Consider the following 14,110-nt stretch of genomic DNA (forward strand, 5'->3'; position numbering starts at 1 on the left):
ATGAAATTATTTATTATTATCCTTTGTTTACTAAGTGAACGTTATCTTGTCCATACCGTATCACACCACCGATTTTACTGGTTTTCTTCCTATTTTAATGCTATTAGTGAAAAGCTGCGCGCCACGGATAATTCTTTACTGAGTCAGAGTCTGATTTTGCTTGCTGTAGTGTTACCCCCCATCCTGTTACTCTGGATAGTTTTTTACATTTTTGGACCTATCGCTTTTGGTTTAATTGGTTTACTGCTTAATCTCGTTATTTTTTATTATTGTTTAGGTCCACAGAATCCTTTTTATCCTGTAAGAAATGAGGATGAAACACAAGATAATGAAGTCTTGGTCGGGAATTATTTTGCTAAAGTGAATGGGCAATTATTTGCTGTCATTTTTTGGTATATTGTTACAGGGCCTCTTGGCGTAGTTTTCTATCGTTTGATTTCTTTAAGTCGGGAGCAACTGTCAACCGCTCAACTTGCCCAAGTCATTATTGATGTTTTGGACTGGATACCAGCACGGTTAACCGTGCTTTTATATTTGCTTGTCGGCAATTTTCAAAAGGGTATTCACTTTTTTATGCAAATGTTTTTTGCAGCACCCGAAAAAAATGATGCTTTATTAAGTAATGGCGGTTTGTTGGCTGCCCGAACCAATGAAAATGAACCAGTACCTATACCCTATGCAGAAAGTCTGGTTGAGCATGCTTTGATTGTTTATTTGGTTTTTCTGGCATTGTTCACTCTTGTATCCTGGTTATAAATAAAAAACTAATAATAATCCAATAATAGATGAGTTAACTATGATAAAATTTATGGTCGGTGCTATATTGTGTTGTACTTTGCTGGTTTCATGCAAGACACATGTGGTGTATACTGCCAAAAGCAAAAGCCAAATTGCCGCTTGTCAATTAGCATGTGAATGTAAAGCAGCTGCTTGTAAGCAAACTTGTCGAAACAACTGTCCAGGTTGTTGTGCATCTTCGACACAAACGACAATAAAAACGTATAAACGTTATAAGCATGAAGTGTGTGTAAAGGGTGATTTTCTTACGCTTCAGTTGAATTCCTTCCGTGATCCACTACAATGCCGCAAAACTACTTGTGATTGTCGCTCTGATTATCAAGTATGCATGCAGGCATGCAGGGGAATGATTATTAAGAGCTTGCGACCAGTTTGTCCCTAAAGCTTTCGATTAATGAGGAACATTCATGTTAGACCAAAATAGTAACGATATAGATCCAATTGAAACACGTGAATGGCTGGATGCCTTGCAAGCGGTACTCTCTACTGATGGAAACGAACGTGCTGCATTTCTTTTACAAGAGCTGATGAATAAAGCAAATACGGAAGGGGTAAAGCTTAAAAGCTCAATTAATACACCTTATCGAAATACAATTAAACCTCATGAGGAAAAACTGATGCCTCCTGATGAGGGAATTGGAAAACGAATTGCTGCCCTAATTCGCTGGAATGCAGTTGCAATGGTGTTACGTGCCGGAAAATCTGCACCGGAACTGGGAGGGCATATTGCTTCCTACGCTTCTGCTGCCACTTTATATGAAGTGGGATTTAACTACTTTTTTAAAGGTCCTGAAGGCGAGAATGGCGGAGATTTAATTTATGTGCAAGGACACTCTTCTCCGGGTATTTATGCGCGCGCTTTCCTTGAAGGTCGTTTGAGTGAACAGCAGTTGGATAATTTTAGACAAGAAGTCGAAGTGAATGGACTTTCTTCTTATCCTCATCCGTGGCTGATGGGTGATTTCTGGCAATTCCCAACGGTCTCGATGGGTTTAGGTCCTTTGCAAGCAATTTATCAGGCCCGTTTTTTAAAATATCTCGAAAATCGGGGTTTAATTAAAGCGGAAGGACGCAAAGTCTGGGCTTTTCTTGGCGATGGTGAAATGGATGAGCCTGAATCGGTAGGAGCATTGTCAATTGCTGCCCGTGAAAAACTGGATAATCTGGTTTTTGTAGTTAACTGCAATTTACAGCGATTAGATGGCCCTGTTCGAGGCAACGGTAAAATTATTCAAGAGTTGGAAGGGTTATTCCGTGGAGCTGGTTGGAATGTCATAAAAGTGGTTTGGGGTGGTCGTTGGGATCCACTATTTGCGCGCGACGAAAAAGGCATAATGCAAAAGCGTATGGAAGAATGTGTGGATGGTGATTACCAGGCTTATAAAGCCAATGATGGTGCTTATGTTCGCAAGCATTTCTTTGGTCAATATCCTGAACTGAAAAAAATGGTAGAAAATATGTCAGATGATGAAATCTGGCGCCTAAATCGTGGTGGTCATGATCCTCAAAAAGTTTATGCTGCTTATGCTCAGGCGGTTGAGCACCGCGGAAGTCCAACCGTTATTTTGGCTAAAACAATTAAAGGTTATGGAATGGGCGCTGCAGGCGAGGGGCAAAATATTACTCACCAGCAGAAAAAGATGACCATTGAGCAACTTCGCGCTTTCAGAGATCGATTCAGCATTCCAGTAAGTGATGATAAAATCACTGAAATTCCATTTTATCGACCTGATGAAAACAGTCCTGAAATTCAATATTTGCGCAAGCAACGCGAAGCACTGGGAGGATATCTGCCAGCCAGAAGCAGTGACTTTGAACCTTTGAAAGCTCCAGATTTGTCTGCTTTTTCTGCTGTGACTCAGAGTACAGGTGATCGCGAAATTTCTACAACCATGGCTTTTGTGCGTATATTATCCGCTTTGCTTAAAGACAAAGAATTAGGTAAGCGTATAGTTCCCATCGTTCCTGATGAATGTCGTACTTTCGGCATGGAAGGATTATTCCGTCAGATAGGAATTTATTCACCCGTTGGACAATTGTATACGCCAGTCGATCATGAACAGGTCATGTATTATCGTGAGGCAAAAGACGGACAAATTCTTGAGGAAGGTATAAATGAAGCAGGGGCATTTTGCTCGTGGATAGCTGCTGCAACATCCTATAGTTCCAATAAATTACCCATGATTCCCTTCTATATTTACTACTCTATGTTTGGCTTTCAGCGTATTGGCGATTTGGCTTGGGCAGCAGGTGATATGCAAGCAAGGGGATTTTTATTAGGTGGTACAGCTGGTCGTACCACGCTTGCAGGGGAAGGATTGCAACATCAGGATGGACACAGTCACCTTTTGGCTTCAACCATTCCCAATTGTGTTACTTATGATCCCACCTTTGCTTATGAGTTAGCTGTTATCATTCAGCATGGCTTATATCGCATGTATGAAAAGCAGGACAATGTTTTTTACTACATTACAGTCATGAACGAAAATTATGCTCACCCTGAGATGCCTGCTGGTGTAGAAGAAGGTATTATCAAAGGAATGTATCTATTGAAGGAAACTAAAAAGCCGAGCAAAAAACATATTCAATTAATGGGTAGTGGTACTATTCTACGTGAAGTAATTGCCGCGGCGAAAATGCTTCAGGATGATTTTGGAGTTACTTCTGATATATGGAGCGTCACAAGTTTTAATGAATTACGACGAGATGGTTTAGCTGTTGAACGCTATAATCGTTTGCACCCTCAAGACAACCCAAAGCAAAGTTATGTCAGTAAGCAATTGGAAGGCCGTAAAGGCCCTATTATTGCTGCAACCGATTATATGCGGCTATATGCAGATCAAATTAGACCTTATATCACCGCACCTTTTACCAGCTTGGGTACTGATGGTTATGGACGTAGTGACACTCGTCAGCGTTTGCGCCATTTCTTCGAGGTTGATGCTAAATTTATTGCAATGACGGCCTTAGATGCTTTAGCACAGCAGGATATAGTGCCTAAATCAACCATAGTTGAAGCAATGAAAAAATATGGCATTGATAGTGAAAAACAAGATCCTGTGACTCATTAATTAATCATCTTTTAAACAGGTGGTCTGCTATGAGGCGGAGACCTGGGTTTGCTGAGGATAAATATGGCTGAGATTCAAATAAAAGTCCCTGATATTGGTGGCGCAACAGAGGTTGATGTAATTGAAGTAATGGTTAAGCCTGGGGATGAAATTAGTAAGGATACACCATTAATTACCCTGGAGTCTGACAAAGCAAGTATGGAAATTCCTTCAACTCACGAAGGGAAGATTAAATCATTAGCAGTTAAAGTGGGTGATAAAGTATCAGAAGGGGACGTTATTTTAACGCTCATTACTGAAGAGGCTAAAGATTTAGAGACTGCTCCTGAAGCAACTGAAACGGCAAAAGAAACGGAAGCTGAGAAACCAAAAGAGAAACCCTCAACGGCAACCACTGCTGGTAATCAGCGCCTAGAGGTTTGTATTCCTGATATTGGTGGAGCAACGGATGTTGATGTTATTGAAATAATGGTGACTGCTGGTCAATCGATTGAAAAAGATCAGTCTCTTATTACATTAGAAGGTGACAAAGCCACTATGGATATTCCTTCGCCGGCGGCAGGCGTCGTGGAGGACGTGGCCGTGAAAGTAGGGGATAAAGTCTCTCAAGGAAGCCTGATTCTGACTTTAAATGCACAACAGAAAGGCAAGACAGCTGAAGAGGGCAAATCATCTTTAGCAAAGGTAGATGCAAAACGAGAGCAGGAGGGTTCTGAAGAAAAACAAACTTCTGCACAGATGGCTTCCGTGCATACCTTACCTGAAAGTACTGTCGGTAAAAATATTCCTGCTGGCCCTGCTGTACGACGTATGGCTCGCGAGTTTGGTGTCAATCTGGCTGAAGTGAATGGTAGTGGACGCAAATCTCGAATTACCAAAGAAGATTTGCAAGCTTATGTAAAAAGCAGGTTAAGTGAGAAGCCTGTCGCAGGTGGTTTTGCATTACCTGCTGCGCCCACTGTTGATTTCAGTAAATTTGGTAATATTGAGACTAAACCTCTTAATAAAATTAAACGGCTAACGGGGGTTAATGTCCATCGTTCCTGGATGACGATTCCTCATGTAACACAGTTTGATGAAGCAGATATTACTGAGCTAGAAGCCTTTAGGAAATCAGCGGGGGATAATCCTGCCTTGGGTGGCCATAAACTCACTATGCTTGCCTTTGTAACTAAAGTGGTTAGTAAGGCTTTAGCTGTTTATCCTCAGTTCAATGCTTCTTTGGATTCTTCCTTAGAAAATTTAATTTATAAAAAGTATTGTCATATAGGTATCGCTGTTGAGACACCGAACGGACTTGTAGTTCCTGTTATTCGTGACGTTGATAAGTTATCTGTCGCTGAAATTGCTGCCGAAATGGGTAAACTTAGCAGTAAAGCGCGTGAAAAAGGTTTAATGCCTGCTGACATGAGCGGAGGCTGTTTTACTATTTCCAGTTTAGGGGGTATCGGAGGGACAGCATTTACTCCAATTGTAAATAGTCCAGAGGTGGCTATTCTTGGTCTTTCACGTTCAAGTATTAAGCCTGTTTATGAAAACGGTGAATTTAAGCCACGATTAATGCTGCCTTTATCGTTATCCTATGATCATCGTGTGATTGATGGTGCAGAAGCAGCGCGTTTTTCTCGATTTATTGCTGAATCTTTGGCAGATATTCGCCGGATTTTATTGTAGAAAGTTTATAAGTTTTGGATTTAAGTAGGCTACATAGAGACATATTGGTCTGTTGGTATCGCTATACCTCGAAAATAGGTTAATAAGTAGTTCATGATAATTAATGAGGCGTGAGATGAGTGGAATTAAAACAGATGTAGTTGTATTGGGAAGTGGTCCTGGTGGTTATACTGCGGCATTTCGTGCAGCAGATTTAGGCAAGAAAGTAGTGCTCATTGAGCGTTTTGATTCTTTGGGTGGGGTTTGTTTAAATGTAGGATGTATTCCGTCAAAGGCACTACTCCATATCGCCAAGGTAGTGGATGAAGCGCATGAAATGGCCGCACAGGGTGTAAGCTTTGGCGAGCCAACCTTCGATAATAAAAAACTTGTGGCCTGGAAAAACTCTGTCGTTAGTAAATTAACGGGTGGTTTAAAGGCGCTTTCCAAGCAACGTAAAGTAGAAGTAATTACTGGGGTGGCCAAATTTTCAGGAACACACCAAGTTACCGTACAAGGAAAAGACGGTAGTGCGACCACCGTTGATTTTGAAAATGCCATTATTGCAGTAGGTAGTGAATCAGTTAAATTACCCTTTATTCCTGAAGATCCACGTATTTTTAGTTCTACGGGTGCTTTAGAGTTGGCTGATATTAAAGGAAGCCTGCTTGTGTTGGGAGGCGGTATTATTGGTTTGGAAATGGCGACAGTTTATTCTTCATTGGGTGTTGACGTTACTGTTGTTGAATTTATGGATCAATTAATCCCGGGTGCTGATGCTGATTTAGTCAATGTCTTACAAAAAAGAATGGCTAAGAAAGGCGTTAAGTTCCTGTTAAAAACAAAAGTAACTGCGGTCGAAGCAAAAAAAGAGGGTATTTATGTTTCAATGGAAGGTCAGCATGCTACAGAAAAGCCGCTTTGTTTCCAACAAGTTTTAGTTTCTGTAGGAAGAAAGCCTAATGGTGGCACTATTGATGCTGAGAAAGCAGGTATTAATGTTGATGATCGCGGTTTCATTAAGGTTGATAAACAAATGCGCACCAATGTCTCTCATATTTATGCCATTGGTGATGTAGTAGGCCAACCAATGCTTGCACATAAAGCCATTCCTGAGGGAAGAGTGGCTGCTGAGGTGATAGCTGGTATGAAGCATTATTTTGATCCCAAATGTATTGCCAGTGTTGCCTATACTGACCCGGAAATTGCCTGGGCGGGATTAACTGAGAAAGAAGCAAAAGAACAAGGTATTGCTTATGAAAAAGGGGTATTTCCCTGGGTTGCAAGTGGACGTGCTTTAAGTATGGGACGTGAAGAAGGAATGACCAAGCTTTTATTCTGTCCAGAGACAAATCGTATTCTTGGTGCTGGAATTGTGGGAGTCAATGCAGGAGATCTCATCGCTGAAACTGCTTTGGCAATTGAAATGGGCTGTGATGTAGAAGATATTGCGTTAACTATCCATCCACATCCAACTTTATCCGAATCAATTGCCTTGGCATCAGAAGTGTTTGAGGGCACTATTACCGATTTATATATGCCTAAGAAGAAGAAAGATAAATAACAGCTATTCGCTATGCTGCATAAGTCTAGTTTTGTATGAAGAGAGATGTCGTTAGAAATTGGAGTGTGGGTTGGGCGAAACGACCTAACCAACGACGCTTTTTGTAACCATCTCTCAAGACTTGTTCGCAGTTTAGGATTTGAGACCAAACTAACTATGTTCTCATGATGCTGGACAAGCAGCAGTAGAGAAAACTCAACAGTTCATTATAACCCATTCGGCACTTTGGGCTGAATAATCCATTTATCTTCTCTAAAATTTTTTCCAAAATAACTTCCTCTTTTGCTTGATAAACAGCCATACTATTTTAAGTGTTGCTTTATTTCTGGAATATTTGGCAGGAGTGAATATGACATTTAAAATACGCCCTATGCAGCAAAATGACATCGCTAGAGTGTATGAAATTGAAAAAATATCTCATCGCGCTCCCTGGAGTCGAGATATTTTAAGTGATTGTGTACTGGTGGGTTATGATTGTCGTGTATTAGAAGTGACAACCACCTCAGGCAAGCAAATTATTGGCTATGTTATTTGCCGTAAAAGTTTCAATATTTGCCATATTCTTAATTTATGCGTGGTTGTTTCTGAACAAAGAAAAGGTTACGGTGAAAAATTACTGCAAGCGGTATTAAACTCACTGGTTAACTCGAATTCAGATACCGTTATTCTGGAGGTTCGACCCAGTAATAGCGCGGCGCTTAAATTATATGAAAAGTATGGTTTTCAAAAAGACATTATAAAGGAAAATTACTATCAGGATGAACACGGTGAAGAGGATGCGATCTTGTTAAAAAAAACAATTTCACAATCAAGCCTTTCCTCTTAAATCATTAATTATTGGCAGCAATAATCTTATAAGATTGGTATTCAGGTTGCTTAATAGCTATTAGTGCATAGTGAAGGAATAGGGAATGAATGGAGTAAAGTTTGTTTTAAAAACCCTGATCATTTTATTTCTAAGCTATGGTCTAACTTCCTGTGAGAGCTCTCCTCCCTCCACAAAACCTCCTTTGGCAGAAGTTGATGTGGCCTATCCCTTAAAAAAGAGAGTTATAGAATGGGATGAATACACTGGGCGTTTCCAGGCAATTGAAGAAGTGGATATCCGCTCTCGAGTTACAGGCTATCTAGATGCGATTAAATTTAAAGATGGGCAACTGGTTAAAGCTGGAGATATTTTGTTTATTATTGATCCGCGTCCCTTTGAATATGCATTGGAACGAGCGAAAGCACAATATGAATTAGCTAAAAAACAATATGAAAGAGCGATAAAATTAAAAAAAGAGAGCTTCATTGCTGCAGAGGCAATTGATCAACGATTCCAAGAAATGCAAGTGGCTGAGACGAGACTTAATGAGGCTAAGTTAAATCTTGAGTTTACGCAAGTAAAATCCCCAATTAATGGCAAAATCAGTCGTAATTACGTCAGTGTTGGCAATTTGGTGCGTGGTAATGAGACAGTATTAACGAAAGTAGTCTCGATAGATCCCATCTACTTTTACTTTGAGGCGAGTCAGAATGATTTATTGAAATATATTCGTCTGGCTAAAGCAGGAAAACGTCCTGATGAATATAGTGCTGTCCCCATTACTATTAAATTACAGGATGAAAAAGATTACCTTCATCAGGGGACAATGAATTTTTTTGATAATGTGGTTGATACTGGTACGGGAACTATTTTGGGTCGAGCAACAGTGCCTAACCCGGATAGTTTAATCTATCCTGGGCTGTTTGGGCGCGCCAGGTTAGTGGGTAGTGAGGAATATGAGGCACTGTTATTACCTGACTTGGCCATTAATACGGATCAGACTCGAAAATTTGTTTATATTGTTGATAAAAATAACAAGGTGCAACGCGTCTATGTTGAATTAGGGCCTATTCGAGGTAGTGGTTATTACATTATTCGTCAGGGTCTTGAAGGGGATGAGCGTGTGGTTGTCAATGGAGTACAACGTATTCATGTTCCAGGCCAGGAAGTCAAGCCGATCATGGTTCAGTTGCAGGAATAGAGCACTTACAGGAAGTAGGAAATGAAAACAGCTCATTTTTTTATAGATAGACCCATATTCGCGACGGTAATTTCCATTATTATTGTCCTTATCGGCGGTCTTTCCTACTTTAATCTTCCTGTTGAGCAATACCCTCGCGTTGTTCCACCCACAATACAGGTTATGACTTCCTATCCTGGGGCTAATGCCAAGACGGTGGCTGAAACTGTAGCGACCCCTATTGAACAAGAGGTTAACGGGGTAGAGGGCATGCTCTATATGGATTCTCAATCCACTGACGATGGACAAATGCGTCTGACAATTACCTTTAAACAGGGGATGGATTTGAATTTGGCTCAGGTATTGGTGCAAAATCGCGTGGCAGTCGCTGAGCCTCGCTTGCCTGAAGAGGTGCGCCGCATTGGTATAACCACAGTAAAGAATACTCCTGACCTGATGTTAGTAATTAATCTTTTCTCACCTGATGGTCGGTATGATCAAACTTATCTGGGCAATTATGCTGTTTTAAACATCAGAGATAAAATCAGGCGTATTGAAGGAGTAGGGAATGTCCGTCTGGTGGGAGCAAGTGAATACGCAATGCGTATATGGCTTGATCCCGACTTAATCAATTCCTATGATTTAACGGCTAATGATATCGTTGATGCACTACGCTCGCAAAATGTGCAAGTTGCCAGTGGCACCTTAAACAGCCAACCGCAGAAAAACCAGTATGGTCTTCAATATAATATTGAAACCCAGGGACGACTCCTCAATCCGAAAGAATTTGAAAATATTATTGTGAAATCAGGGGAAGAAGGTCGAATTGTACGTTTAAAGGATGTGGGACGAGTTGAATTGGGCGCTCAGGATTATTTTACAACCGGTTATCTTGGCAGCTTTCCAGCAGTAGCGCTCCCTGTATTTCAAAGACCAGGCACGAATGCTCTGGCAACGGCAAAAGAAATTATTGCGACAATGAAAGAAATCTCCAAGGATTTTCCCCCTGGAATTCATTATAAAATTGCCTATAACCCTACAGAGTTCATTGCAGAATCCATCGACGCTGTTTTTCATACTATCTATGAAGCCATTGCTTTAGTTGTATTGGTAATTATTATTTTTTTGCAATCCTGGCGAGCCGCAATTATTCCTATTATTGCTATTCCCGTTTCATTAATTGGTTCATTTGCAGTAATGCAGTTTATTGGGTTTTCACTGAACTATCTAACGCTTTTTGGCTTGGTGCTGGCCATCGGTATTGTAGTGGATGACGCCATCGTCGTTGTTGAAAATATGGAGCGTAATATTCGTGCTGGCATGATGCCTAAAGAGGCAGCAAGAAAAACAATGAATGAAGTAGGAGGGGCTCTCATAGCGATAGGTCTTGTACTTGTGGCTGTATTTCTGCCTACCCTGTTTTTAGAAGGAATCTCTGGGCGCTTTTACCAGCAATTCGGCACAACAATTGCTGTCGCAACGGTTATTTCCGTCTTTGTCTCATTAACATTGAGTCCAGCACTGGCAGCAATATTGCTGAGACCTCATAAAAGAAAAAAGACAACAACGAATGCTTTCTGGCGGCCTGTGTATGCTTTCAGGAATGGCTTTAATAATGCCTTTGAAAGTGTTTCTCGTCGCTATGGCAAGCTTGTGGCGAAGGTAACACGCCACACGGCCATTATGCTGGTTATTTATGCAATTTTGATTGCAACGACATTTTTTTTGTTCAGGATTGTTCCTACTGGCTTTATCCCAAGGCAAGATCAAGGCTATTTTATTATCTCTGTCCAATTACCACCTGGAGCGTCGCTAGATAGGACCGAGCAGGTTGTTAAGAAAGCTCTGAGTAAAATATTGGCTATTCCTGGCATCAGTAATGCCGTAGGTTTCACGGGGTTTGCCGGAGCAACGTTTACGAATTCTTCCAATGCTGCGGCGATTTTCCCAGTACTTGATTCATTCGAAAAACGTCGGGAACAAGGATTAACTTATGAGTCTCTACTAGGAAAATTAAGACAAGAAATGGCCAGTATTAAAGAAGCTATGATTGTTGTAATACCTCCTCCTCCTGTTCGTGGGATTGGTAATGCTGGCGGCTTTAAAATGATGGTTCAGGACAGAGGTGGTCGAGGAATTAATGTGCTTTCTGAAGCGGTGGCTAATTTAGCGCTTAAGGCGAATCAGGCAGAGGCCACTACTTCTGTCTTCACTTTTTTTGAAAACAGCACACCGCGGGTGCATTTGGCATTGAGTCGGGAAAAAGCAGAGCGCCTTGGAGTCCCGGTGGCAAGAGTGATTGAAGCTTTAGAAGTCTTTCTGGGTTCAGCTTTCATTAACGAATTTAATTATCTGGGAAGGACGTTTCGCGTTATAGCTCAGGCTGATGCCGAATATCGCCATACTCCAGATGACATTTTACGACTAAAAATCCGAAATGCTGATGGAAAGATGGTTCCTATTGGTTCTGTAGCCACTGTTGAAAACGATGTGGGGCCCTCACGATTGCCACGTTATAATCTTTATCCCGCTATTGATCTCATTGGCGATGTGAAACCGGGTTACAGTACGGGCGAAGCATTGGCTACTATGGAAAAATTGGCGGCTGAAACTTTACCTGATGGTATCGGGTATGAGTGGACTGAACTGGCTTATCAGCAAAAAATGGTAGGCAATACAGCAACCATTGCTTTCATCCTCGGGGTTGTTTTTGTTTTTTTACTTTTGTCTGCACAATATGAAAGTTGGATTTTGCCTATCGCTATTATTTTGATTGTACCCATGTGTTTATTTTCTTCCCTTATTGGTATCAGAATTCTGGGCATGGAAAATAATGTGATGACCCAACTTGGATTTATTGTGCTCATTGGCCTCGCGTCGAAGAATGCTATTTTAATTGTTGAGTTTGCTCGGCAACTCGAAAACAGAGGAATCAACCGCTTAAAGGCAGCTATTCAGGCGGCCCGGTTAAGACTCCGACCCATTCTTATGACTTCATTTGCCTTCATTTTGGGAGTATATCCTCTGGTTATTGCATCGGGAGCAGGGGCTGAAATGCGTAGAGCACTAGGGGTAGCAGTGTTTAGTGGAATGATTGGTGTTACCTTTTTTGGCTTGATCTTTACTCCCGTTTTTTATGTATTAATGAGTAATTTTTCTCATTATTTGCGGCGAAAAAGAAGTGGAAATTCTGAGGCAGTAAGAGAGTAATATAGGACTCTTTTTTTACCTGAGTTTGTTAGGTCGAAAGGCGATTCATAGCGTCCACAAGTGTAAACTAGGCTGCATAAGCGCAGTTTCTCGCTTGCATTAAAGTTAGCTCATGCGTTGTAAAAATTCCTGCAAATGATTCTTCTCGGATTGACTTAATAAATAGCTGCGTAAATTTTCTATCTGCTTGATATATTCTTCTTGATTAAGTGCCCCTCGCATTAATTCAAAGCGCAAGTAAACACAGTAAGTGTTTAAAACATCTGTTTCACAATAATCTCGAATTTTTTTTAAATTGCCTTGGGAGTATTCTTCCCACACTTTGGCACCGCTCATCCCCATTTTCCCAGGGAACCCAAGCATGGAGGCTATTTCATCCAAGGGGGCAAACGCTTTATTTTGATAGGCTGCAAGAATATCCATTAAATCAAGGTGACGATAATGAAAGCGATTTAAGTAATTGTTCCAGCGGAAGTGTTGATGATTTTCACCATTTTCCCAATAAGTAGGTGCTGAAATCCCGTGTAAAAGAGAGCGATAATGAAGTACGGGTAAATCAAAACCACAGCCATTCCAACTAACAAGTGTCGGTGTATATTTTTCTATGCCTGAAAAGAAGCGTTGAATCAGATCTTTTTCATCAGCTAGTTTTTCATCTCCCAATGACCACACTTTTAGTTGTGAACCCTGACTAAGCACGAGCGAGATAGCCACAATTTTCTGTAGGTAATGCGGAAGAAAATCATTACCTGCTTTAATACGGCGCAGAGTACAAAGCGCTGAGACGGTGTCTTCGTCGGACAGATTTTGCAGGTCATATAATTTTTTGCCAGCTTCAACATCCGGAATGGTTTCAATATCGAATACAAGAATGCTCATTTAATTGGGGATGAATAACAGTTTTGCAACAAACTAACATAGCTTAATCCATTTGTGAATGATTACAGAATCTTTTAAAAAATGTTTAAATTTAGTGGTATTTTTGCTACTAATATGCGGCATAAAAATCAACTAATAAAAAAAATGAAGCTAAAACAATTTGGGTTAATTCTTTGTTCTATACTGCTTGCTTCCTGTGCTACTCGACCTCCTCGTGATGTTAATAATATCTGTAATATTTTCCATCAATACCCCAAATGGTATCGCGATGCGGCTGATGTAGAGCGTCGATGGAAAGTTCCTGTTGCAGTGCAAATGGCAATCATTCATCAAGAGTCAAAATTTAACGGGACTGCAAAACCACCACGCACGAAATTATTATGGATTATTCCCTGGAAGAGACCATCGACTGCCTACGGTTACACACAGGCGCTTCGTTCAACGTGGGCCTTGTATAAACGTTCTTCAGGAGGCGGGGGACTTTGGGCCTCGCGTGATGTTTTTTCGGATGCAGTCGATTTTGTGGGTTGGTATGCCAACCAGGCAAATCGTACTGCTGGTATTCCCCGTAATGATGCTTATCGCTTGTATCTTGCCTATCATGAAGGAATCGGAGGGTATCAACGGAAAACTTATTTAAGGAAACCATGGCTGATTCAAGTCTCTCGTAAGGTGAAGGCGAGATCAGCACTATTTCAGGCTCAGCTAAATCATTGTCGCGGCTCATTACCGCGGCGATCATGGTTTGGATTATAGAGAGGCGCATGAAGGCGGGAACTTTATCTGAGAATAGAGTAGGTTCTGGAGTTCTAGAATAGATTCCCACTGACGTGGGAATGACCGCAACTGTGACAGTTTATCATCATGCAATTTGGGATTTTAGTAATATTTGTCTGATGACATCCAGGTCTTGAAGAGGTAGGATGAAGATTATTTTTAAGTAGGAG

The 14,110-nt window shown here is 41.0% G+C and carries 10 protein-coding genes; 9 read left to right on the top strand and 1 reads right to left on the bottom strand.

The window, feature by feature from the left end:
• The 8 genes from ampE (at position 1) to clem_RS05610 (ending at position 12,284) form a co-directional block, all read left to right on the top strand.
• A complete protein-coding gene (gene ampE / locus clem_RS05580; protein ID WP_094090725.1) occupies positions 1 to 756 on the top strand; it encodes a regulatory signaling modulator protein AmpE in 756 nt (251 codons plus the stop codon).
• Between the two features lie 40 nt (positions 757 to 796).
• A complete protein-coding gene (locus tag clem_RS14785) occupies positions 797 to 1,180 on the top strand; it encodes an acyltransferase (RefSeq protein ID WP_157698186.1) in 384 nt (127 codons plus the stop codon).
• A 25-nt stretch (positions 1,181 to 1,205) separates the two neighbouring features.
• The gene (gene aceE / locus clem_RS05585; protein ID WP_094090726.1) at positions 1,206 to 3,869 is read left to right on the top strand and encodes a pyruvate dehydrogenase (acetyl-transferring), homodimeric type; all 2,664 of its coding nucleotides are present in this window, start codon (positions 1,206 to 1,208) and stop codon (positions 3,867 to 3,869) included.
• Between the two features lie 63 nt (positions 3,870 to 3,932).
• Positions 3,933 to 5,543, top strand: a complete 1,611-nt coding sequence (aceF, locus tag clem_RS05590; protein WP_094090727.1) for a dihydrolipoyllysine-residue acetyltransferase — start codon at positions 3,933 to 3,935, stop codon at positions 5,541 to 5,543.
• A 115-nt stretch (positions 5,544 to 5,658) separates the two neighbouring features.
• On the top strand, positions 5,659 to 7,086 hold the full coding sequence (lpdA, locus tag clem_RS05595) for a dihydrolipoyl dehydrogenase (RefSeq protein WP_408606879.1): 1,428 nt from the start codon (positions 5,659 to 5,661) through the stop codon (positions 7,084 to 7,086).
• A gap of 349 nt (positions 7,087 to 7,435) precedes the next feature.
• Positions 7,436 to 7,912 (top strand): ribosomal protein S18-alanine N-acetyltransferase, encoded by a 477-nt coding sequence (gene rimI, locus clem_RS05600; protein WP_094090729.1) that lies wholly within the window; start codon positions 7,436 to 7,438, stop codon positions 7,910 to 7,912.
• 85 nt (positions 7,913 to 7,997) lie between these two features.
• Positions 7,998 to 9,095, top strand: a complete 1,098-nt coding sequence (locus clem_RS05605) for an efflux RND transporter periplasmic adaptor subunit (protein ID WP_094090730.1) — start codon at positions 7,998 to 8,000, stop codon at positions 9,093 to 9,095.
• Between the two features lie 21 nt (positions 9,096 to 9,116).
• Positions 9,117 to 12,284 carry an efflux RND transporter permease subunit gene (locus clem_RS05610; protein ID WP_094090731.1) on the top strand — a complete coding sequence of 1,056 codons (3,168 nt, stop codon included), beginning with the start codon at positions 9,117 to 9,119 and terminating at the stop codon, positions 12,282 to 12,284.
• 105 nt (positions 12,285 to 12,389) lie between these two features.
• Here the strand turns inward: clem_RS05610 and clem_RS05615 are convergent, their stop codons facing one another.
• A complete protein-coding gene (locus clem_RS05615) occupies positions 12,390 to 13,163 on the bottom strand; it encodes a 3'-5' exonuclease (protein ID WP_094090732.1) in 774 nt (257 codons plus the stop codon).
• Between the two features lie 144 nt (positions 13,164 to 13,307).
• Between clem_RS05615 and clem_RS05620 the strand changes: the two genes are divergently transcribed.
• On the top strand, positions 13,308 to 13,919 hold the full coding sequence (locus tag clem_RS05620) for a transglycosylase SLT domain-containing protein (protein WP_094092279.1): 612 nt from the start codon (positions 13,308 to 13,310) through the stop codon (positions 13,917 to 13,919).
• The last annotated feature ends 191 nt before the right edge of the window (positions 13,920 to 14,110 follow it).

It is taken from the genome of Legionella clemsonensis (assembly GCF_002240035.1).
GTDB classification, from domain to species: Bacteria; Pseudomonadota; Gammaproteobacteria; order Legionellales; family Legionellaceae; genus Tatlockia; species Tatlockia clemsonensis.

Bases quoted from the DNA above. Each gene is read 5' to 3' on its own strand.
- ampE (WP_094090725.1), top strand. From the start codon at position 1: ATGAAATTATTTATTATTATCCTTTGTTTACTAAGTGAACGTTATCTT.
- clem_RS14785 (WP_157698186.1), top strand. From the start codon at position 797: ATGATAAAATTTATGGTCGGTGCTATATTGTGTTGTACTTTGCTGGTT.
- aceE (WP_094090726.1), top strand. From the start codon at position 1,206: ATGTTAGACCAAAATAGTAACGATATAGATCCAATTGAAACACGTGAA.
- aceF (WP_094090727.1), top strand. From the start codon at position 3,933: ATGGCTGAGATTCAAATAAAAGTCCCTGATATTGGTGGCGCAACAGAG.
- lpdA (WP_408606879.1), top strand. From the start codon at position 5,659: ATGAGTGGAATTAAAACAGATGTAGTTGTATTGGGAAGTGGTCCTGGT.
- rimI (WP_094090729.1), top strand. From the start codon at position 7,436: ATGACATTTAAAATACGCCCTATGCAGCAAAATGACATCGCTAGAGTG.
- clem_RS05605 (WP_094090730.1), top strand. From the start codon at position 7,998: ATGAATGGAGTAAAGTTTGTTTTAAAAACCCTGATCATTTTATTTCTA.
- clem_RS05610 (WP_094090731.1), top strand. From the start codon at position 9,117: ATGAAAACAGCTCATTTTTTTATAGATAGACCCATATTCGCGACGGTA.
- clem_RS05615 (WP_094090732.1), bottom strand. From the start codon at position 13,163: ATGAGCATTCTTGTATTCGATATTGAAACCATTCCGGATGTTGAAGCT.
- clem_RS05620 (WP_094092279.1), top strand. From the start codon at position 13,308: ATGAAGCTAAAACAATTTGGGTTAATTCTTTGTTCTATACTGCTTGCT.